The 22332-nt window shown below is 48.1% G+C and carries 17 protein-coding genes; 2 read left to right on the top strand and 15 right to left on the bottom strand.

The features are described 5' to 3' along the window. Positions 1-27 precede the first annotated feature (27 nt). From pknB to ACE04G_RS30095, 15 genes are all read right to left on the bottom strand, one after another. Positions 28-2238: a Stk1 family PASTA domain-containing Ser/Thr kinase gene (pknB, locus tag ACE04G_RS30165; RefSeq protein ID WP_221825307.1), complete on the bottom strand. Its 2211-nt coding sequence runs from the start codon at positions 2236-2238 to the stop codon at positions 28-30. Beyond that, complete coding sequence (locus tag ACE04G_RS30160; RefSeq protein WP_017687453.1) at positions 2235-3011, bottom strand: Stp1/IreP family PP2C-type Ser/Thr phosphatase; 777 nt, start codon at positions 3009-3011, stop codon at positions 2235-2237. Before ACE04G_RS30160 ends, pknB begins: the two co-directional genes overlap by 4 nt. A 7-nt stretch (positions 3012-3018) precedes the next feature. Then, positions 3019-4059: a dual-specificity RNA methyltransferase RlmN gene (gene rlmN, locus ACE04G_RS30155; protein WP_017687452.1), complete on the bottom strand. Its 1041-nt coding sequence runs from the start codon at positions 4057-4059 to the stop codon at positions 3019-3021. Positions 4060-4312: 253 nt separating this feature from the next. Then, positions 4313-5791, bottom strand: a complete 1479-nt coding sequence (rsmB, locus tag ACE04G_RS30150) for a 16S rRNA (cytosine(967)-C(5))-methyltransferase RsmB (RefSeq protein ID WP_449005366.1) — start codon at positions 5789-5791, stop codon at positions 4313-4315. Next, on the bottom strand, positions 5788-6741 hold the full coding sequence (gene fmt / locus ACE04G_RS30145) for a methionyl-tRNA formyltransferase (protein ID WP_449005365.1): 954 nt from the start codon (positions 6739-6741) through the stop codon (positions 5788-5790). Before fmt ends, rsmB begins: the two co-directional genes overlap by 4 nt. 12 nt (positions 6742-6753) lie before the next feature. Beyond that, the gene (def, locus tag ACE04G_RS30140) at positions 6754-7242 is read right to left on the bottom strand and encodes a peptide deformylase (RefSeq protein WP_017687449.1); all 489 of its coding nucleotides are present in this window, start codon (positions 7240-7242) and stop codon (positions 6754-6756) included. A 115-nt stretch (positions 7243-7357) separates the two neighbouring features. Beyond that, positions 7358-9907, bottom strand: a complete 2550-nt coding sequence (gene priA / locus ACE04G_RS30135) for a primosomal protein N' (RefSeq protein ID WP_047843685.1) — start codon at positions 9905-9907, stop codon at positions 7358-7360. Positions 9908-9910: 3 nt separating this feature from the next. Further along, a complete protein-coding gene (gene coaBC, locus ACE04G_RS30130) occupies positions 9911-11146 on the bottom strand; it encodes a bifunctional phosphopantothenoylcysteine decarboxylase/phosphopantothenate--cysteine ligase CoaBC (RefSeq protein ID WP_221825318.1) in 1236 nt (411 codons plus the stop codon). 138 nt (positions 11147-11284) lie between these two features. Then, complete coding sequence (gene rpoZ / locus ACE04G_RS30125) at positions 11285-11497, bottom strand: DNA-directed RNA polymerase subunit omega (protein ID WP_036614619.1); 213 nt, start codon at positions 11495-11497, stop codon at positions 11285-11287. A 157-nt stretch (positions 11498-11654) separates the two neighbouring features. After that, entirely contained in the window at positions 11655-12227 is a 573-nt protein-coding gene (gene gmk / locus ACE04G_RS30120) for a guanylate kinase (RefSeq protein ID WP_024631121.1), read from the bottom strand. 13 nt (positions 12228-12240) lie between these two features. Continuing rightward, a complete protein-coding gene (gene remA, locus ACE04G_RS30115; protein WP_006209218.1) occupies positions 12241-12501 on the bottom strand; it encodes an extracellular matrix/biofilm regulator RemA in 261 nt (86 codons plus the stop codon). Between the two features lie 51 nt (positions 12502-12552). Beyond that, positions 12553-13452, bottom strand: coding sequence for a YicC/YloC family endoribonuclease (locus tag ACE04G_RS30110; protein ID WP_036614623.1), 900 nt, complete (start codon positions 13450-13452; stop codon positions 12553-12555). Positions 13453-13471: 19 nt separating this feature from the next. Further along, positions 13472-15361 carry a bifunctional homocysteine S-methyltransferase/methylenetetrahydrofolate reductase gene (locus ACE04G_RS30105; RefSeq protein WP_221825319.1) on the bottom strand — a complete coding sequence of 630 codons (1890 nt, stop codon included), beginning with the start codon at positions 15359-15361 and terminating at the stop codon, positions 13472-13474. Between the two features lie 214 nt (positions 15362-15575). Beyond that, entirely contained in the window at positions 15576-16409 is an 834-nt protein-coding gene (gene dapF / locus ACE04G_RS30100) for a diaminopimelate epimerase (protein WP_036614947.1), read from the bottom strand. Between the two features lie 184 nt (positions 16410-16593). After that, positions 16594-19452 carry a calcium-translocating P-type ATPase, SERCA-type gene (locus tag ACE04G_RS30095; RefSeq protein ID WP_221825321.1) on the bottom strand — a complete coding sequence of 953 codons (2859 nt, stop codon included), beginning with the start codon at positions 19450-19452 and terminating at the stop codon, positions 16594-16596. A 357-nt stretch (positions 19453-19809) separates the two neighbouring features. Here ACE04G_RS30095 and ACE04G_RS30090 point away from each other — a divergent pair, with 357 nt between their 5' ends. Both ACE04G_RS30090 and ACE04G_RS30085 read left to right on the top strand, forming a co-directional pair. Beyond that, the gene (locus ACE04G_RS30090; protein ID WP_449005364.1) at positions 19810-21582 is read left to right on the top strand and encodes an Rqc2 family fibronectin-binding protein; all 1773 of its coding nucleotides are present in this window, start codon (positions 19810-19812) and stop codon (positions 21580-21582) included. 294 nt (positions 21583-21876) lie between these two features. Then, entirely contained in the window at positions 21877-22323 is a 447-nt protein-coding gene (locus ACE04G_RS30085) for a GNAT family N-acetyltransferase (protein ID WP_449005363.1), read from the top strand. Positions 22324-22332 lie beyond the last annotated feature (9 nt).

Here is a 22332-nt window from a genome sequence, read left to right as displayed (position 1 = left end):
TACTCCAGACGCCAGCATAAGCCGCCCTTATGGACGGCTTGATGCGTTAATGACTTCCTTTTTCTTCTCTTTTTCCTTGCCGTGCCCCTTACCATTATTCATGGCAGAAGTGTCCTCATCTACACTGTCACCTTCACCGTCTGCCGGTGTGGACTCAGGTTCACCTTCCTGATTGGGATCAACACTTCCCTCATCAACGCTACCTTCACCTGGATCAGGCTCATTTTCTGGCGGCGTCTCGGTGCTTTGTTCCGGGTCAATGGAAGGTACGTTTACTGTTCCGTTTTTGGCTTCACTGTAGGAGACAAGATACGTATCCAGGAACTGTCCATCACGATATACGGACACAGCCCCATTTTCATTTGGAGCGAGCACAAGTGGAATGGTCAAGGTCTGGGTTGAGTTCACGGTGCGTGTTCCCCATTCCTGATTCTTGCCACGTGCGTCTTCATATGTGATACGGATTTTACTGTTTTTGCCCTCTTCTTTGGGTGATACATTAATATCAAAAGGATATTGCAGCGCTTCAGGTGGATACCCTGTACTAATAAAGATCGTAATCTTATCACCAGGATTCACCTCTGTGCCCGCTTCCACAGGCCATTGCTGCGTCACTTTGCCCTTTTCCATCGTATAACTTGGTTCTTCCTGCACCTGAGCAAGTTCCAGTCCAGCAGATTTAAGCTTTTCTTCAGCTTCACTGCGGGTAAGATTTTTCAGATCAGGCATTTTGACCGTTTCAGTGCCTTTACTTACGGTTAACTCAATCTGAACCGCCTCTGGATCGAATTCCTCATTAACGCCAGGTGTCTGGGAAATAACAGTACCTGAAGCCACATCATTGGAGAACTCATCTTTCCGCTGAATCTGATCTTCCTTAATACCAAGCTTAGTCAATTTCTTGACAGCCTCGTCATAAGTCTCTTGTTTGACATCAATCATCTTCACCAGTTCTTTTTTTGCACCAACACTGATCTGGACCTCGGAGCCTTCTTTGACAACATCGCCTTCTTTTCTGCTCTGTTCATAGACGATACCGGGTTCGACGCCTTCCTGGTACAGACGGATGACCTCATCACTTACGACGAGTCCTTTCTCCTCAAGCATTTCCCGAGCCTTTTCTTCTGTCTGGGTGATCACGTTAGGGACGGTTACTTCAGGTACAACCAGCATACCTTTGACATACCATACAACGCCCACCATGGCGATTAGAATAAGAACGGTTAATGAAATGAGTAGAGCTGGCTTCTTCCAGCTCTTGGATTTTGCCTTACCCTTGCCAGTTTCTTCATCAGACTCCATCACAGGCACTGCACCCGTCGATGTAACTCCACGAGGTTCAGGCTTGATCGCTGGCATAACGCGAGTCTGGTCTATATCGTCCTCATCCGGAAAATCAATCTTCGTTTCATTACGTCTCTCCGGCATCAGGCAAGTTTCCAGATCGGTCTGCATTTCTTTGGCCGACTGATAACGTTCCTGCGGATTTTTACGCATGGATTTTAAGATGACATTTTCCACACTTTGCGGAATCAATGGATTGAATTTGCGTGGTTCATCGAACTCTTCCTGCAAATGCTTCAATGCCACACTGATTGGACTTTCACCCAGAAACGGAAGTTGCCCGGTAAGCATTTGGTAAAGTACGATCCCAAGAGAATATAAGTCCGATTTTTCACCAGTAACGATGCCTTTGGCATGCTCTGGTGAGAAGTAATGTACAGAACCAACTACGGAACCGGTCTGCGTAATCGTTGTAGATGTAACCGCACGGGCAATCCCGAAATCTGTTACTTTCACACGGCCATTCCGGCCAATTAATATATTGTGGGGTTTGATATCCCGATGAATGATTTGATTATGATGTGCATGATCAAGAGCATCTGCAATCTGGGAAGCGATTCGCACCGATTCGTCCACCTGCAGAGGGGCGCGTTCTTTAATAATTTCATTCAAGTTTTTGCCTTCCACGTACTCCATGACAATATAATGAACGTCATCTTCCTGCCCCACGTCATAAATGCTAACTACATTCGGATGAGACAGCGATGCTGCCGACTGTGCTTCCCTGCGGAAACGGCGAATAAACTCTTCGTCATGCACAAACTGTTGTCTAAGGACTTTGATCGCTACATTCCGGTTCAAGAGAAGATCCTGGGCTTTGTACACAAGAGCCATGCCGCCACCGCCGACACGCTCAATCACTTCATAGCGTCCGCCTAGTTGGTGCCCAATCATGACTCACACCCCGTTTCCGTATCCACGGAACCTTCCCTCTGCAACTCGAACAAAGCAAGCGTGATGTTGTCGTCTCCCCCAGCAAGTAAAGCCAACTGAAGCAGTCGGTCTGCACGATCTTCCAATGCCAGTTCCAGATTGCCGGCAACCTGAATAATCTGCTCATTGCTGACCAGGTTACTGAGACCATCACTGCACAGGAGAAGAACTTCGCCTTCCTCCAGCTTGACGGTATCCAGATCTACCTTCACCTCGGCATCTGTTCCAAGCGCACGAGTTAGTACGTTGCGACGTGGATGATGGGACACATCCTCTTTGCTAATCTGACCATTTTTGAACAATTCATTCACCAGTGTATGGTCCTCGGTTAGCTGGATCACAGCTTTGTTCGCAATTTTGTAGGCTCTGCTATCACCGATGTGTCCAATAACACCTTCCGTATCGTTCAATAAAGCCGCAACTACCGTTGTTCCCATGTTGTGATACTTGTCATCTGTTGATGCCGTGCGGAAGATAACTTCGTTGGCATGCAAAATAGCATCGCTGAGAGCCGCAGACAGAGACGCATGTGACAGACCTGGTTCCAGTGTTCCCAGATCTTTCACCAACGTCTCTACTGCCAAGCGGCTTGCCGTATCCCCTGCAAGATGTCCACCCATGCCATCGGCAACAATACCCAGAATATATCCTGTATCGAGATTACGAATCCAGGCTGAATCTTCATTCACCGAACGCACTCGTCCGATATGGCTCACATGAACTGTTTTGATCAAAACGTTCTCACCTCAACTCCATATGCTTTGCACGAAGCTGACCGCAAGCGGCAGCAATATCATGTCCCTGTTCACGACGAATGGTTACATTAACACCCTGTTCCGAGAGTATCTTCTGAAAATTGAAAATGTCGCTTCTCGATGTTCTTACGTATTTGCGTTCAGGTACATGGTTAACCGGAATCAGATTCACGTGGCACAACATGTTCTTAAGCACACTTGCCAGTTCAGCTGCATGCTCTGGCTGGTCGTTTACCCCACCAATAAGTGCATACTCGAACGTAATTCTCCGACCTGTTTTGGCCAGATAATAACGAAGGGACTCCATCACGTCTTCAAAAGGAAAACGACGGTTAACCGGCATCAATTTCGAACGAAGTGCATCATTTGGTGCATGGATCGAAATGGCGAGGTTAATCTGTGTATCTTCATCCGCAAACTTGTAGATGTTCGGAACGATTCCACTCGTGGATACCGTGATGTGACGCTGACCGATGTTCAGCCCTTTTTCATGAATCATAATGCGCAGGAATGTCATCGTAGCTTCATAGTTTTCGAAAGGTTCACCCGAACCCATGATTACAATACTGCTGACACGCTCGTTGCGTTCATCCAGAATTTTCTGAGCCTGCACAACCTGGGCAACAATCTCCCCAGCCGTAAGGTTACGCTTGAGACCACCCAATGTGGATGCACAGAACGTACAGCCAATACGACAACCAACCTGTGTGGTTACACAGATGCTGTTCCCGTAGTTATGCTTCATGATTACCGTCTCAATGGCATGATCATCATGAAGACCAAAGAGGAATTTAACCGTTCCATCTTTGGATTCAAACTTGGTAATTTCCTTAAGCGTTACGAATTCAAATTGCTCTGTCAGTTTTTCACGTAATGGCTTGGACAGATTGGTCATTTCACTGAAATCATTCACGCGTTTTACATAAATCCAGTCAAAGATTTGGCCACCGCGAAACGCCGGCTCCCCATTCTCCACAGCCCATTGCTGCAGTTGTTCCAGAGAATAATCATATATAAAAGGTTTCATTTTGTTGTCAACACCTATTCCTTCTTTTCTTTTCGTTGGCTTCATTCTTTTCGTTCCATTCGTCCTATTCTATCACAAAGACCACGTTACATCCATGTATACCCTTGATATCTGTACTTCATGCATTATAACACCTCAATGCCACCATCGCACCCTGTCATCACTTTTCTCTGACAATTATATCGAAGTCCCATCACAAAGAAATCCGCCGAAGTTCCCCTCGGCGGTCATGCTTCCGTGCTCTATTAAACTGTTATTCCGCTGTTTTTGTCAACCGTGCGATGAAAAACCCGTCGCTGTGAGCGTATTGTGGCAAAATCTGAACGCCTCCGTTCACAACCTTAAAGTTCGCTGTCTCCGATTCAGACCAGACGGATGCTTCTGCTGGACTATATTCCGGATGTCGATTCAAGAAGTCTGCAACCATATCCTCATTCTCAGCAGGCTCAATGGTACACGTGCTATACACCAGAATACCACCTGGTTTTAACAACGGCGCAACCTGATCAAGCAATTCACGTTGCAAGCCTGCGATATCTTCGATATCTTTTACGGTTTTGGTCCATTTCACATCAGGCTTGCGGCGAATAACACCCAGACCTGAACATGGTGCATCCAGCAAAATGCGGTCAAACGACGCTTCCGGGTACCGTTCATTCAGATCTAGCGCATCTCCAGTTACAGCATCGATGCAACTCAGACCGAGACGCTCCGCCTGATCCAGGATCAGCTGGCGCTTGTGAGCATGTACATCATTCGCGACAATACGACCGCGATCCTGCATTTTCTCAGCCATGTGAGCTGTTTTACCACCTGGAGCTGCGCAGCAATCCAATACAAGTTGGTCTACTTCTGGCGCAACCGCTTCAGCGACGAGCATGGAACTTTCGTCCTGTACAGAGAACAACCCGTCCCGATACCAGGACGTTAGAGCCATGTTTCCACCACTACGTACAAGAATTCCATCGGGACTCAGCTGAGAAGCTTCAACGACTGCACCTGTACTGGTCATCTCATGCATCAGTTTCTCCCGTGTGGTCATTGTTGTGTTGACCCGGACACTCACCGCTGGCGGCTCATTATTCGCACGACAGATCGCTTCTGCCGTCTCCTCGCCGTACTGGGCAATCCAGCGTTCAACCATCCATAACGGGTGGGAATGCTCCAGTGAAATACGTTCGGCAACGGGTAGATGTTCTGGAATACGAAGTTCATCCCGATTACGGATCATATTGCGAAGTACACCATTCACCATGCCCGAGATTCCCTGATGGCCCAGTTTCTTCGCCAGATTAACCGCTTCGCTCACCACGGCATGCTCCGGAATACGATCAAGGTATATCATCTGATATACACTGATTCGCAGCAGGCTACGAACCCATGGTTGCAGTTTGGCTACTCCTTTGGCGACGTAACGTTCCAGAAAATAATCAAGTGTATTCAATCTGGCAATTGTTCCATACACCAGTTCGGTAGCTAGTCCAGCATCTGCGGGGCTTAGATCCGCCTCTTTCAGACGACGGTTCAACTCCAGATTACTGTATGCTCCATCTTGCTCAACTGCACTCAGAACCTTGACTGCCAATGTACGAGCAGATGTTTTGGGTTGCTGGGAGCGCGATGCACCACCCGATTTACCCGAATTCGGACGACGGTTTCCTTCACGTCCGGATGAATTTCCAGTAGGTTTCTGGCCTTTTCCTGACGAACGACCTGGTATGTTACCACTCATCGCAGCACCGTTCCAGGTTTCAGTGTACCACCGCGAGCAAAGTCAGCGGCCTGCATCACCTTTTTACCTGCCGGCTGCACTTCAGTCAACCACAGAGACCCATTGCCTGTGCGGACTTCAATCCCTGCCTTGTTCAATTGCAGCACCGTTCCCGGCTCTGCTTGTCCAGCATCCGAAGAAGTTGCCAGATCCACCTGATCGGGGTTAGCCGTTGCCCAGACTTTGAAGACCTGATCATCCCACATCGTAAATGCACCGGAGAACGGCACAAGACCACGAATCTGATTGAACAGTTCACGTGAAGTACGACTCCAGTCCATTTTCTCGTCATCCCGAGTCAGATTGCGAGCATATGAAGCCTCGGCATCATCCTGAGGGACCGCCGTTGTCTCGCCTGCAATCAATCGTGGCATTTCTGCCTGAAGCAGTTTGGAACCAGCCTCACTTAATTTATCGAACATCGATCCTGATGTATCTTCATCCGTAATTGGCAGTTCCACACGCGAGATCATATCTCCGGTGTCCAGGCCTTCAGCCATATACATCAATGTGACTCCTGTCACGGATTCCCCGTTAATAATGGAACGTTGAATCGGTGCTCCTCCCCGATATTTCGGTAAAAGAGAGCCGTGCACGTTCACACAGCCGCGAACAGGCATATCGAGCACAGCTTTGGGCAGAATCTGTCCAAAGGCCGCGGTCACGATCAGATCCGGCTTCCATTCAGCCAAGCGGGCTACGGCTTCCGGATCACGCAATTTAACAGGTTGAAACACCGGCAGACCGTGGCGTTCTGCCGCGGCCTTAACCGGTGTTGGCGTAAGTACTTTTTTGCGTCCTTGTGGTTTATCAGGCTGAGTCACCACACCCACCACATTGTATCCCTCTGCCATCAGCATATCGAGAGAAGGAACTGCAAATTCAGGTGTTCCCATAAAAACAATATTCAAATCGATCACTCCTTAATTACGACGCGGTCCCGTTTGATCGGCTGCAATTTCGTACACTTTCTCGGCGACATCCGTAAAGAGTACACCATCCAGATGATCAATCTCATGCTGGAATGCACGGGACAGCAAGCCACTACCCGTAATAATCAGCTCTTTGCCTTCACGATCCAGACCTTTAACCGTAACGGTCTCGAAACGGCGAACATCACCATTAATTCCAGGGATACTCAGACAACCTTCCGGTCCAAATTGTTCTCCCTCACTTGCAATGATCTCCGGGTTAATCATCTTGATCAGCCCTTGCTCATCACCTGCGTCGATAACAATCAGACGTTTCAGAATACCAACCTGTGGCGCAGCAAGACCTACACCTTCTGCATCGTACATGGTATCAGCCATATCATCCAGCAATTTTTGTACATTTGGTGTAATTTTGGTTACTTCTTTGGCTCTCTTGTGGAGCACCTCATCTGGTTCTTGCACGATAATGCGAATAGACATGTTGTAAGCACCTTCCTAATCCTCATCATAATTTCAGGACGATATCTGTATTTTGGGGTATTCAATTTAATCTATGTTTATACCGCTTGTTTACATCCGCATTGCTGCAAAATGCTTACATTAACATTTGCGGGTCTACATCCAGACTAATGAGCAATTTTTGCGCCTGAACATCATCGTCCATGCGCCGGGCCGTAGCCAGAGCAAGTCCTATGGCGTCTACATCCCCCCGCCATTTTATCATACATTGGAATCTGTATCTATTCTTGATCCGAGGAATCGGAGACGCTACCGGCCCCAGCACATCAAAGGCATCATTGCTGAATCGATCCAGACTGCCGAGCCATCCGGCCGCATTAGCCTTCTCTTTCAGTATTCGCGTGTAATTCTCGGCAAGACGAATCAATACCGGAAGCTGCTCATGCGAAAAGGTCACCAGAATCAGGCGACAGTATGGCGGATATTGCAAATTGCGACGGTGCAGCAATTCCTCACGTACAAACGACACGTAGTCATGCTGACTCGCATGACCAATGGAGTAGTGCTCCGGCGTATAGGACTGAACAAACACTTCACCAGGCAATTGGTGCCGACCCGCTCGGCCAGCTACCTGTGTTAGTAACTGAAACGTTTTTTCCGCAGCACGGAAATCAGGTAAATTCAACGCTGAATCCGCTGTTATCACACCAACCAGGGTTACATCCGGGAAATCAAGTCCCTTTGCCACCATCTGGGTGCCCAGCAATACATCCGCCTTTTTCTCACGAAACTGTTTCAACAGCTTCTCGTGCGCCCCTTTTTCCGTTGTTGTATCCACATCCATCCGAATGACCCGAATACCCGGAAAGAGCTTGGCAAGCTCTTCCTCGACTCGCTGTGTACCTGTACCAAAGTATCGAATATGCTCGCTTCCACAATCCGGACACACTTCCGGAGCCGCTTCCGCATACCCGCAGTAATGACAACGGAGATTATTTGAGCGCTGATGGTACGTTAATGAAATATCACATTCAGGACAACCTGCCACATATCCACAGCTTCGGCACATAACAAAGGTCGAATATCCACGGCGATTCAGCAGAAGCACCGTCTGTTCACCACGTTCCAAGCGTTCCTCCAACCCTTTGTGCAAAGCCCTGCTGAACATGGAGCGGTTGCCATCCTTCAACTCTTCACGCATGTCAACGATTCGCACTTCAGGCAACTTGTTACCCAGCGCCCGTGTTGGCATCTCCAGCAAGAGTGGTGCAAAATCATCATTACTTTGCGAGCGTGCTGCATAATAACTTTCCAGCGAAGGTGTGGCTGAACCCAGAACAACCACGGCCTGATGCTGCTGTGCTCTTTTTACCGCTACATCACGAGCATGATATTTCGGAGTTTCCTCCTGTTTGTAGGAAGTCTCGTGTTCTTCATCCATAATGATCAACCCAAGCCGACTGAAAGGAGCAAATACAGCTGAACGCGCCCCAATTGCAACCTTCACCTGACCCTCACGAATCTTGCGCCATTCATCATAACGTTCACCACCAGACAGACGACTGTGCATAACAGCAACTTGGTCTCCAAATCGCCCTTTAAAACGTTCTACCATCTGTGGTGTGAGTGCAATCTCGGGCACCAGTACGATAGCCTGCCGATCCTGTTCGATGCATTGTTGAATGGTTTGAAGATAGACTTCCGTCTTGCCACTTCCCGTAACACCATGTAGCAAAAATACCCCATGGCGTTGTTCCTGCAATCGGCCATTGATATTGTCGTAGACAAGTTTTTGCTCATCGGTCAGAACCAGCGGTTCAGTCGCTTTGAACGTCCTGCCCTGATAAGGGTCACGGAAGACCTCAACGTCCTCGGTGACGATCAGTCCCTTTTCCTCAAGACCTTTAATCGTTGCGGCCGATACCTGTAGTGTAGATAACACTTCTTTCATCGGCATGGGTAGCAGTTCTTTCATTTCCAGCAAAAAAGCCAGAATCTCCTTCTGCCGCTGTGCTTTCGCCGGGAATGAAGCAAGTGCTTCCTGAGCAGCAGCAATATCTACAGCCAGATCAACGGACTTCATCGTTTTTTTATTTAACTTGTCCTTGATGGCCTGACTTTCCAGCAGCACGCCACCAAGCAATAATTTTTTAATTAGTGCAGCATGATTGGGATACTTTCGACTCAGTTGTTGCAGCGGTACCTGACCCCGACTTTTGACAAAACGGATGATATCCTGCTGTACTTTCTCGGTCGTAGACTCTTCTCCCCATACAAATAACACCTCATCATCCGGTTGTGCACCCGCCATCTGTCCATCAAGTGCATCTCCCAGCGAGATGTATCGCTCTGCTTTCCCTTTCAATGCCGTCGGCACCATGACCTGTAATGACAAAATCCGGTTACTGGCGTAACGTCCACTCATCCATTCGGCCAACTCAACCAAATCCTTTGACAACGGGGGAACAATGTCCAGCAACTCCTGAATCTGCTTAAGCTTGAATGATTCCTCACCGGTACGCGGCACAAGATCAATCACGAATCCCTGCACCGTCCGATGACCAAAAGGTACACCCACCCGGCTGCCAATCTCGATCCATTCCCTCATCGATTCAGGTACCAGGTAATCAAACGGCCGGTCTGTTTCCTTCACGGGAACATCGACTATGACCTTGGCAATCTCCATATCCTAATTCCTCCCGGCAATGCGCTCCGCCGCAATCCGGAGCAACCGATGAGCCACATCGTCCTTGGCCATCACTGGAAGCTCCTCCACCAAACCTTCCCGGTCATAGATATGTACCGCGTTGGTGTCTGTTCCAAATCCTGCACCCGTGCGGGTTACATCATTGGCTACGATCAGATCACAGTTTTTCCGTTCCAATTTTTCACGTGCATACATCTCAACCGACTGAGTCTCCGCAGCAAAACCAATCAAAAACTGATGGGTCTTCTGTTTGCCCAGCGTTTCAAGAATATCTATATTTTTAACAAGTTCGAGCGACAATGTGTCGCCTTTCTTCTTGATCTTCTCCGTATAAACTTCCTTTGGACGATAATCGGCAACTGCAGCCGCCTTAACCACGATATCAGCATCGTCCCACTCGCGTGTTACGGCTTCATACATATCCTGTGCAGACTGTACAGGGATCAACTCAACGTTCTCCGGTGGCTTGGCTTGGGTATTGCCCATAACCAATTTCACATCTGCCCCCAGATCACGCGCAGCTGCAGCTATGGCAAATCCCATTTTGCCAGATGAATCATTCGTAATGTATCGTACTGGGTCAATGCGCTCAATCGTACCGCCAGCCGTAACAACAACCTTCTTGCCTTTTAACAATGAAGCTTGTCCCTGCCCACTAATGTCTGCAGAATCGCGCTGTTCGAAGAAACGTTCCACCACATCCACAATGCTCTCCGGTTCTTCCAGACGTCCCTTGCCCACATATCCACACGCAAGCAGACCTTCACCCGGTTCAATCATCATGGCTCCCCGTTCAACAAGCAGGTTCATATTATGCTTTACAGCTGGATGATCATACATATGTACATTCATCGCTGGAGCAATCATGACAGGGGCTGTCGTCGCAAGAAGAGTTGTTGAGAGCATGTCGTCTGCCATGCCATGTGCCATCTTGGCAATCACATTCGCAGTAGCCGGGGCAACCAGAACAAGATCCGCCAGATCGGCCAGATGAATATGAGATACGACTGCGGGTTCACGTTCATCAAATGTATCGGTATATACGGTGTTTCGGGTCAACGTTTGCAGCGTCAATTCGGTAATAAACTGTGTAGCGGAAGCTGTCATGATCACATGAACATCCGCTCCCTTTTGCACCAGTCTGCTGCATAATGTTGCCGCTTTGTAAGCGGCTATGCCGCCAGTCACACCAAGCACGATTTTTTTACCGTTCAACATGTTTATTTCCCCCGATATTTATACGACGTCTAAAGAAGATTCCGTTAAAATATGCTTATTCGTAAAAAAATAACAACCTCGCGGTTGTCAATTAATCCGGCTTACGCCGTATGCAGTTGAAGAGTAGCCGCAAGCGGCTTACTCTTCTTCTTCGTCCTGTCCTTTGATGACAACGAGCAGGTCTCCATAGATTTCTTCCAGTGCAACGCCAACTTGTTTATGCGATCTCGCACCTCTTAAATCCGTTTTTTCACCTTCACGTAGCTGTCTAGCCCGGCGGGAAGCAGCAACAACAAGGGAATACTTGCTGTCGACTTTGTTCATCATTTCATCAATAGAAGGATACAGCATATTAACAAACACCTCTTCGCATTAGTATAATCGCAAGTTGCCGCCTGACAGAACTGATGTGGCATGTCTTCACACCCGGGCATTCCGAGAAGGAGTGCTTCAGTATATGATATGACAACTGCCCCACTTATATCGCATTCTGCAGCGGCAAAAGGGATTATTTATTGATCTTACAATGTTCGGCGATTATGATGCTTTCTATTCTCTTGCACGCCAAATCAATTTCATCATTAACAACAGCGTAATCATACTGCTCCAGCAGACTGATCTCATCAACCGCCACGGACATCCGGTGATCAATGGTCGCTTGGCTTTCGGTACCACGACCCTGAATGCGATCTTTCAGCTCGTCCAATGAAGGAGGAAGCAGGAAAACAAAGATGCCTTCTGGGAATTTCTCTTTCACTTTTAACGCGCCTTGAACCTCAATCTCCAGAATGATGTCGCGGCCTTCGTTAATCGTTTTCTCCACAAAATCACGCGGTGTTCCGTAATAATTACCAACATACTCCGCATGTTCCAACAATTGATCTTCAGCAATCATGTTCAGGAACTCTTCATGACTTCTGAAGAAATAGTTCACACCATGTTCTTCACCAAGACGAGGCTGACGGGTTGTTGCCGATACGGAATAGATCAATTCCGGCACCCGTTTGCGCAAAGCGCTGCATACAGTACCCTTCCCGACCCCAGATGGGCCGGACAACACTACCAGTAATCCCTTAGACATATTACACTCCATTTTATTCGTCGTTATCATCATCTTTCGAAGAAAGACGATGGGCGACCGTCTCAGGCTGAACTGCAGACAAAATGACATGATCGCTATCCGTAATAATTACGGCACGAGTACGTCTTCCGTACGTTGCATCAATCAGCATGTGACGATCTCTTGCCTCTTGTATAATTCTCTTGATCGGCGCCGATTCCGGACTCACGATGGATATAATCCGGTTCGCCGATACGATGTTACCGAATCCAATGTTAATGAGTTTGATTGCCATAATCAGGTTCTTCCCCCTATACATGCGACTCTTTTGCCGAAATGTGGCCGTTCATTCGATATTCGCAGCTTGCTCACGAATCTTCTCCAGCTCCGCCTTCATCTCGACAACACGATTCACCAGAGCCAAATGGTTGGCTTTTGATCCAATCGTATTGACTTCCCGATTCATCTCTTGAATTAGAAAGTCCAACTTACGACCTACGGGCTCATCACTCTTCAGCAGTTCCCTGCTCTGTCCAAAGTGACTCTGTAGACGCGTAAGCTCCTCTTCTATGTTAGAACGATCGGCAAACATTGCAATTTCCATACCCAATTTATGCTCATCAAAAGGGAAAGAGCCTTCTTCCTGCATTTCCGTAAGCCTTTGTCTTAGCTTGTTGCGATAATCACTTACCACAGTCGGTGCAAGATCAAGCATTTCGGTATGCAGTGACTCCAGACGGGTAATCCGCCGTTCCAGATCACTGGCCAGATGAAGACCCTCGCGAGCGCGCATCTGTTCAAGGCTGGACAGAGCCTCTTTCAATCCTTCCTGCAGAACTCGCTCCCATTCGTCCTTCTGCTCTTCGGGAATGGAACTTGTCCCATCCGAATGAACCATGACGTCCGGCAGCCCAAGCATATCCACAATACTTGGTTTGCCCTGCAATCCATATTGGGTCTCCAGTTGCTCTGCAGCCTGCAGATAGGCCCTGACCGTCTGTTCATTCAGAACAGCGGGAAGAGCCTGGTCTTCCTCTTTTTCTTTCATTACATAAACATCAATCCGCCCGCGTTTCAAACGACTCTGTACGATCTTCCTCAAACCGTCTTCATAATACGTCCACTCTCTTGGCAGACGCATCATCACTTCGCAATAACGATGATTAACAGATTTGATCTCTAATTGTACCTTATAGCCGCCAAAATGAAAGGCGGATTGACCGTATCCGGTCATACTGAATGACATCGGCATCACATCCGTTTTACTATTGTAATTGATTATTAGGGTTGAAACAAGTAGGACATTGATGCTCCGACTTCTCCCATACGTATTGAGTCAGTTCGGCCGTCATGCCATAGAACATAAACGGTGTCATAAGATAGATGCCTTTGAAATGCGCTGTTGCTACGTCCAGCAATTCCTTGGCAATTTTCACCCCCATCGCACGGCCTTCTTCGCCTTCCAGTCCGGCCATACGGGAACGCACTTCATCCGAAAGCTGAATTCCGGGAACCTCGTTGTGCAGATACTCTGCATTCCGTCCACTCGCCAGCGGCATCACACCTACAAAAATGGGCACATCCAGATGTTTGGTCGCTTCGTGCATTGCTACAATCAACTCAGGATCATAGATCGGTTGTGTCATGATGTAATCTGCGCCAGAGGCAATTTTCTTCTCCAGACGTTGTACAGCTTTCTCCAAATATTTCACATTGGGATTAAATGCTGCTCCGATGACAAAACCCGCTTTTTGCTTCAGCGGTTTACCTGAGAAAGCCACTCCATCGTTCAACTGTTTGATCATGCGTATGATTTCAAAAGAAGTCAGATCGTATACCGAGCTTGAACCCGGCAGATCACCAAATCTTGCAGGATCTCCTGTTACAGCTAATACATGATTAATGCCCAGAGCATCAAAACCCATCATGTGGGACTGTGTTCCAATCAGATTCCGGTCACGGCAGGCAATGTGCACAAGTGGACGAAGGCCCGTGCGATCCTGAACGAGGTGACCCAGCGCCATGTTGCTCATCCGTGTAACTGCGAGTGAATTATCGGCCAGTGTCAGGGCATCGGCTCCTGCTGCTTTTAATGTCTCGGCACCTTTCATGAACTTGGCAATGTCCAAGTCACGCGGCGGGTCAAGTTCAACAATAACGGTGTGACGCTGCTTGACCAGATCAACGATCGTAGGCTGTCCGCCACGTCCGGAACGCTCATCCACATGTTCATGCAATACAATACGCGGTTTGGATTCTGACGGATCAGGCTCCAAAATAGGCGAAGGCACATAGTCAGCAAGCGCCTCCTTCATAGCGGTAATATGATCAGGTGTCGTACCACAGCAACCGCCGATAATACGAGCGCCCAGTTCAGCAAATTGCACTGCCGTCTGACCAAAGTACTCCGGAGTCGCACCATAACGGAACTGACCATCTACATAATCTGCTGCACCCGCGTTCGGGTAGACGGACATTGGAATACCAATACGTCCGGAGACGGTTTCCATGGCACGCATAATCCCGTTTGGACCTGAGCGACAGTTAAAACCAATGACGTCCGCACCCTGCTCCCGCATGATCCGGAAGGCTTCAGGCATTGTATATCCGTCCAGTGTATGCCCTACATCCTCTACCGCGAACTGTCCAATCACCGGCAGATCACTCAGCTTGCGCGCTTGCAAAAGGGCAATATCCATCTCCTCGATATCATAGAAGGTTTCAAGCAAAATGCCATCCACGCCTTCATCAAGCAGTGCAGAGATCTGTTGTTGATAAAAGCGTTTCAGTTCACTCGTTGACACGTTTGTCCGCTTGCCACCTCGAATGGAACCAACTGCACCAAGCACATAACCGGTATCCCCAGCTACCTCTTTGGCAATGCGAACGCCGGCACGGTTCACGTCCTCCACCTTGGACTCCAGACCGAACTTGGACAACTTATCGTAATTGGCAGAATACGTATTTGTTTCAAATATATCTGTACCTGCATCCCGATAACGGCGATGTACATCCGCCACCACTTCAGGTGAAATCAAGTTTAATTCTTCATATGAAATCCCTACCGGGAACCCCATTTGGTACAGAAATGTTCCCATGGCCCCATCTCCAACGAGAACCCGTTCCTGCATAACTTTGCGCAAATCCGCCTTCATCCCTTTTCCCCCCGCCTAGCTGTGATCATTTTCATACTAATGTAACACAAAAAACGCTAAAAAACGAAGAAAAACACAGGTTTTTGATGAGTATCCAGCTCATATGGACTTTCTTGCCATACAGCCCCCAATATGTCTCTGTACAGGAGACACGTCCTTTCCTTTTTGACAAAAAAAGAGGCCCGCAGGCCTCTTTGGTTAAACCTTCCACTTTTTATGAAGTGATTCCCTTAAAAACAACTTCAGCAGGTCCAGTCATGTACACATGATTGTCAGCTTCATTCCACTCAATGTGGAGATCCCCACCCTTGAGGCTGATGACGGCTGTACGATCTGTATGTCCATTCAGGACAGAGGATACCAGTGTCGCACAAGCTCCGGTTCCACAAGCAAGTGTTGGACCCGCTCCGCGTTCCCATACACGCATGTCCACATATCCACGGTCACGGACTGTGGCGAATTCCACATTGATTTTTTTCGGGAACATCGGATGTACTTCAAGAAGTGGGCCCCAAGTTGTGAGGTCAAAATTCACAGCGTCATCGACATAGATAACCGCATGCGGGTTACCCATGGATACGGCAGTGAATTTGAACGCATGTCCATTTGCTTCAATGTAGTGATCAACCACTGGGTTGGCATCCACCGTTGTAGGCACTTGAAGACCGTTCAGGATCGGCTCACCCATGTCGACACGTACCGTTTCCACTTTACCATCACGAATGTTGAGACTCACAGGTTGTACCCCTGCACCAATCGTTTCAATGGTGATCTGCTCCTGGTTCACGTGACCGTGATCGTATACATATTTGGATACACAGCGAATGGCATTACCGCACTGCTCTGCTTCCGAACCGTCCGAATTCATGATACGCATCTGAAAGTCCGCCTTCTCCGAAGGCAGTATATAAACCAGGCCGTCCGCACCGATGCCAAAGAAACGGTTGCACCATTTCACAGCCAATTCTGCTGCATCTGCCGGAAGCTCCTTTTCACCAAATACAACGATAAAATCGTTACCAAGTCCATGCATTTTCGTAAATTCCATAATCTTGCCCACTCCTTTTGGCAGTCTGCTGCCAAAGCTATATTCTTGCTCTTCTACAGGATTACCATAGAAATTCATATTCAACATTTACACAAAAAAAGCTATCCTGCAAAAATGCCAAAGCTTCCGCTTTGAATCATTTTGAGGATAGCATAACGAAATAGGTCAGGAAAAGGTATTGATTTTATGCCGAAAACTTTGTACTTTTCGGTACGAAGCGGCCAGAACCACCCATACGGCGGCGGTTACGACGACCACCCCACACGCTGCCTGCGCCCATAAGGAACGTTGGAATGCCCGCAGCAACGATACAGATCGCCCATTCACGCAATCCCAAAGGTACGGTTTTGAAGATCGGCTGCAGCGGCTCAACGTACATGACAATTAACATCAGTACAACCGATGAAATAACGGCAAGAACCAGATATTTGTTCTGTAGTGGATTGCGGTGGAAGATGGACCGTGAACTACGGCAATCAAAAACATGGATAAGTTGCGCCAAAACGAGTGTAGCAAAAGCTACAGACTGTGCCTTGATGAGTTGACCCGGATTATCCGGTGCAGCCTGTAAGGTAAGCCAGAACGCTCCGAGTGTGCATAATCCAATCAACACACCCCTGCTGACGATTTTCCAACCCAGTCTGCGGGCAAAAATGTTTTCCTTGGCTCCACGGGGTTTGTGTTCCATCAAATCTTTCTCCGGCTGGTCTACCCCGAGCGCCATTGCAGGCAAACCATCTGTTACGAGGTTAACCCACAGAATCTGAATAGGTACGAGTGGTAGCGGCAGGCCCATCATCATTGCAAAGAACATTGTCAATATTTCGCCCACGTTCGATGCCAGCAAATAACGGATAAACTTGCGAATGTTCTCATAAATATTACGGCCTTCTTCAATGGCAGCCACAATGGTTGAGAAGTTATCATCACTCAGAATGAGCGCCGAAGCTTCCTTCGTGACATCTGTACCCGTAATACCCATCGCGATCCCGATGTCTGCTGCTTTAATGGCTGGAGCATCATTGACTCCATCACCCGTCATCGCGACGACATGCCCTTTGCGCTGCAACGATTTTACGATGCGAAGCTTGTGTTCAGGACTTACCCTTGAGAACACATATATGCCCTCTACCTGTTTATCCAGTTGCTCGTCTGTCATGCCTGCCAGCTGCTGACCACTTAACGAGGCACCTCCACGTGGAAGAATCCCGAGTTGATGAGCAATGGCTTCTGCCGTTGTTCCATGATCACCTGTGATCATGACGGTACGAATACCCGCTTTGCGGCATGTGGCAATCGCATCTCTCACTTCACGACGCGGTGGATCAATCATACCTGCAAGTCCTACGAAGACAAGTTGACTTTCGGCAGCGTGTTCGTCAGCCACTTTTTCTTCCGGCCGTACTTCACGATAGGCCATTCCGAGGACACGCAGTGCCGCTCCAGCCATGCTCTCGTTGGCTGCCATGACTTTCTGTCGCAGTGTTCCAGTGAAAGGCACGACCTTTCCTTCCCACAAAATATAACTGCAGTGTCCGATCAACACATCCGGTGCACCTTTAGTGTAGATCATTCGGCCTCCCTGATGATGAACCAGGACCGACATGCGTTTTCGCTCCGAATCAAACGGGAATTCCTGCTGGCGGGCATACAACTCTTTGAGTCCGGCAGGAGTAAGCCCCATTTTGGAGGCCAGTGTGACGAGTGCCCCTTCCGTCGGATCACCTTTCAGCTCCCAGAGTACATTATCTCGTTGAACGGTTTCTTCTTGAAGATCACCCTTTTTCGTGTTTTTCTTGCTGTCCTTTTTGTTATCCTTGCCCTTTTTCTTGCTCCCCACCTCGCTTGCAACACTTTCCACAATACTCGCATTGTTGCAAAGCGCACTAATCTGAAGCATTCTGCGCAGGGACTGGTCACTCTTCAGTTCCACCATGCGACCGTTCTCCAGCATCTGTCCTTCAGGTGTGTAACCATCCCCGGTAACCTTGATGTTACGTCCCTCCAGCCACACATCCGTTACTGTCATCTTGTTCTGGGTGAGCGTACCTGTCTTATCCGAACAGATTACAGATGCACAGCCCAGAGTTTCGACGGAAGGCAGTTTGCGTACAATGGCCTTACGTTTGATCATACGCTGTACGCCTAGTGCGAGTGCAATGGTTACAATGGCCGGCAGACCCTCCGGTATGGCAGCCACCGCGAGGCTGACCCCAGCCAGAAACATGCCAACGGCTGGTTGTCCGTGCAATATCCCTGCGACGACAACCATTATGGTTAATCCCAATGCAACAAAAATCAGAATTTTGCCCAATTGCTCCAGCCTGTGCTGCAAAGGTGTTTCTTGCTCCTCCGTATTTTGGATCAGATCGGCGATTTTGCCCATCTCCGTCTCCATCCCTGTACGAATGACCACACCTTTGGCTGTGCCACGAGTGACCATGGTACCCATAAAACCAATATTCTTCTGATCACCCAGCGGAACGTCCTCGTCCGCAATCGGCAAGCAATGTTTGCTTACAGGAACAGATTCCCCGGTAAGTGCCGACTCCTCGACATCCAGACTGTTCGTTTGCAGCCAGCGCACATCGGCGGGTATACGATCCCCACTCTCCACCATGACAATATCCCCCGGGACAAGCTGTTTGGCGGCAAGGTGTACTTCCTGGCCTGAACGAAGCACTTTGGCAAGAGGTGCAGACAACTGTTTCAATGCACGAAGAGATCGTTCAGCCCTGAATTCCTGTACAAACCCCAGAATTGCATTCAGTACGATAATAGCCACAATCGTTACTGCATCCAGATACTCACCCAGTAATCCGGATACCAACGTTGCTCCCATCAACACCAGCACCATAAAATCCTTGAACTGATTCAAGAGCAATGTAATTGGAGAAATGCGTTTCCCCTCGCTCAGTTCATTCGAACCGACCACTTTCCTCTTCTCTGCTACAGCTTCATCCGTCAATCCTTCCTGCGGGCTGACGCCAAGAGTGTTACGAAGCTCTTCATCACTAAGTTGATGCCACTTGGTATGTTCCATGCTTCAAGTTTCCCTCCCAGTCTGTATTTCATCTGCAAAATAAGCTCACATGACTCACCGGCGCGCTGGTCGACAGGCTGTACACTATGCCGGACAAACTACCTGCTCTATATGTATTCGGACAGGTCTGTGATTAGCACCCGGAAGGTGAATCCTTTCCCTGATGGACAGAATAGGCTAAAATAAAAGTCTGCGATGTTCTGCGCAGTACCAATTCAAGCGTTCAACAGGCAAGCAACGAAGAATCTGTAGCCAGTCCTTGTTTTTTTACATACCTGGTTGCACGGTTTCAGTTATATAGATGAAGCATTTGGCATGATAAATGCAGATGCTCGATAGAGAGAGGAAGTGGAAAAAATGGCATTGGACGGCATTGTAACACGGGCCATTGTTCATGAACTGCAAGGCTGCATTGGTGGACGTATCAGCAAGATCCATCAGCCGAATGGCCATGACGTAGTTCTCACCCTGCGTGCTCAGCGCGGAAATAGTAAATTGCTTGTTTCGGCAAGCCCGACATATCCCCGTGTGCATTATACGGAAAAGACATTCCTTAACCCTACGGAAGCACCCATGTTCTGCATGTTGCTCCGTAAGCACTGTGAAGGTGCAATCATTGAGGAGATCCGTCAGATTGGCATGGAGCGTATTATCCACATCAATGTGCGCCAGCGCGACGAACTGGGAGATGTTTCGGTTAAACGGATCATCATTGAATTGATGGGGCGTCACAGTAACATTATTTTGCTTGATCCCGTTACAGAAACGATTCTGGATGGCATTCATCATGTGACTCCTTCCATCAGCAGCTACCGGGTAATCATGCCCGGATTCGCGTATACCGCCCCACCCGAGCAACATAAAAGTAATCCGCTCGAAGTGAGTCGTACAGCATTCGAGGACAGCTATCATGCGGCTGAGGAAGAGGCATCACGCTGGCTTGTGAATTCCTTTAGCGGTCTTAGCCCGTTAATTGCGGGAGAGATTGCTGCTCGTGGGATTGCTGCTGAAGGCATCGTGAGCACTCCAGATGTGGTTGAGGGTGAGAGCCGAGTTGAGTCTGGTGCACTCTGGGACGCTTTTGAAGCCGTGATGGGACCTGTCAGAGATCATGTCTACACGCCTGTAACCGGAATGAACGCCAAAGGCAAAATGATTTTCTCGGCCGTTCATCTTCAGAGCATTCAGGACTTGGAGAAAACCTATGACACGATGAGCAAGTGCATGGAAGATTATTACGGAGACAAGGCTGAACGGGACACGGTTAAACAGAGAGTAAGTGATCTGCTCCGTTTTCTACAGAATGAGCGAAGCAAGAACATCAAAAAGCTGGATAACCTGAACAAGGATCTGCTCGAAGCCGACGATGCGGACAAGTTCAGACTATGGGGTGAGTTGCTGTTCGCCTCCCTGCATCAGGTCCACAAAGGGGACAAGAGCGTGGAGCTTGTGAACTTCTATGATGAAGACCAAGCCAACATTACCATTCAACTTGATCCGCTGCTTACACCGTCTGACAACGCACAACGTTATTTCAAGCGTTATAACAAATACAAGAACAGTCTGGCTGTCATTCATGAGCAGCTTGGCAAAACCAAAGACGAGATTGACTATCTCGATAACCTGTTGCAGCAGCTGTCCATTGCATCGATGAACGATATTGAGGAAATACGCGATGAGCTTGTGCAACAGGGATACCTTCGTGACCGTAACAAGAAGGGTAAAAAGAAGAAGAAAAGCGACCGTCCGACCGTACACCAATTCACCTCCTCCGAGGGGATTGATATTCTTGTGGGCAAAAACAACCTGCAAAATGAGTATGTGACCAACCGTCTCGCTTCTTCCAACGACACTTGGCTGCATACCAAAGACATTCCAGGTTCACATGTGGTCATTCGCAGTACTGACTTTGGTGAAGCTACATTGGAAGAAGCGGCACAGCTTGCTGCGTATTTCAGCCAAGCCAAGGAATCAAGCAGTGTGCCTGTGGATTACACGTTTATCCGTCATGTACGCAAACCAAGTGGTGCGAAGCCGGGTTTTGTCATCTATGATCACCAGAAGACCTTGTTTGTCACGCCAAATGATGAATTGATCAAGAGTCTGCCATCCACCATTAAAAATGGATAGTATATATAAGTTGAACTAAAGATTATTTACACTGACACTACGATGACAGAACAACCTTCCAATCGCTGTAATCCTCCGTTATCGTGTAAATGATTAGTTCAACTTATATAGATGTAAAAGTAACAAAGACAGAATCCCCTGACCATTAACGGTTCAGGGGATTTTTGCGGTTGCAGTACTTGTTTGAATGATATGTGAAGCTCAGCTTATTTAGCTTTCTTTTTGAATGTTAATTCATTTATATGTATAATAATTCAATTGATGAATAAAATTTGTCGTTAAAGGAAGTGTATCATGACCATACATATTCGAGAAACTCAACCTGATGATCTGAAACCCCTGATGGCATTAATGCATGACTATGTAGTGGGATTCTACAACAACCCCTGGCCTGGTGATCAATCCATCCAGCTTTTGATCAACAACCTGCTTAATCAGCAGATCGGTGCGCAATTCGTGGCAGAAGAAGACGGGAAGCTTATCGGATTTTCCACCCTGTTCTTTACCTACAGCACGATGAAAGCAGAGCGTGTTGCCATTATGAATGACCTATTCGTTACGGAAACATTCAGAGAAGGCGAAGCAGAAGCCAAATTATTTGCACACTGTCAGCAATATACGCGTGATCATGGATGTGCATATATGTCTTGGATCACAGCAGTGACCAATGGGCGAGCACAGCAATTATTCGAACGTCTCGGGGCTACACGTGGCGATTGGGTAAACTATTCGATCACGTAGACTTTTTTT

Source organism: Paenibacillus sp. AGC31 (assembly GCF_057334655.1).
Note: the sequence above shows the minus strand (reverse complement) of the source record. Positions and strands in the feature narration are given on the sequence as shown.

Bases quoted from the DNA above. Each gene is read 5' to 3' on its own strand.
- ACE04G_RS30095 (WP_221825321.1), bottom strand. From the start codon at position 19,452: ATGGAACATACCAAGTGGCATCAACTTAGTGATGAAGAGCTTCGTAAC.
- def (WP_017687449.1), bottom strand. From the start codon at position 7,242: ATGTCTATTCGCATTATCGTGCAAGAACCAGATGAGGTGCTCCACAAG.
- ACE04G_RS30110 (WP_036614623.1), bottom strand. From the start codon at position 13,452: ATGTCATTCAGTATGACCGGATACGGTCAATCCGCCTTTCATTTTGGC.
- pknB (WP_221825307.1), bottom strand. From the start codon at position 2,238: ATGATTGGGCACCAACTAGGCGGACGCTATGAAGTGATTGAGCGTGTC.
- coaBC (WP_221825318.1), bottom strand. From the start codon at position 11,146: ATGTTGAACGGTAAAAAAATCGTGCTTGGTGTGACTGGCGGCATAGCC.
- ACE04G_RS30105 (WP_221825319.1), bottom strand. From the start codon at position 15,361: ATGAAGGCGGATTTGCGCAAAGTTATGCAGGAACGGGTTCTCGTTGGA.
- rsmB (WP_449005366.1), bottom strand. From the start codon at position 5,791: ATGAGTGGTAACATACCAGGTCGTTCGTCAGGAAAAGGCCAGAAACCT.
- dapF (WP_036614947.1), bottom strand. From the start codon at position 16,409: ATGGAATTTACGAAAATGCATGGACTTGGTAACGATTTTATCGTTGTA.
- ACE04G_RS30085 (WP_449005363.1), top strand. From the start codon at position 21,877: ATGACCATACATATTCGAGAAACTCAACCTGATGATCTGAAACCCCTG.
- priA (WP_047843685.1), bottom strand. From the start codon at position 9,907: ATGGAGATTGCCAAGGTCATAGTCGATGTTCCCGTGAAGGAAACAGAC.
- ACE04G_RS30090 (WP_449005364.1), top strand. From the start codon at position 19,810: ATGGCATTGGACGGCATTGTAACACGGGCCATTGTTCATGAACTGCAA.
- rpoZ (WP_036614619.1), bottom strand. From the start codon at position 11,497: ATGCTGTATCCTTCTATTGATGAAATGATGAACAAAGTCGACAGCAAG.
- remA (WP_006209218.1), bottom strand. From the start codon at position 12,501: ATGGCAATCAAACTCATTAACATTGGATTCGGTAACATCGTATCGGCG.
- rlmN (WP_017687452.1), bottom strand. From the start codon at position 4,059: ATGAAACCTTTTATATATGATTATTCTCTGGAACAACTGCAGCAATGG.
- gmk (WP_024631121.1), bottom strand. From the start codon at position 12,227: ATGTCTAAGGGATTACTGGTAGTGTTGTCCGGCCCATCTGGGGTCGGG.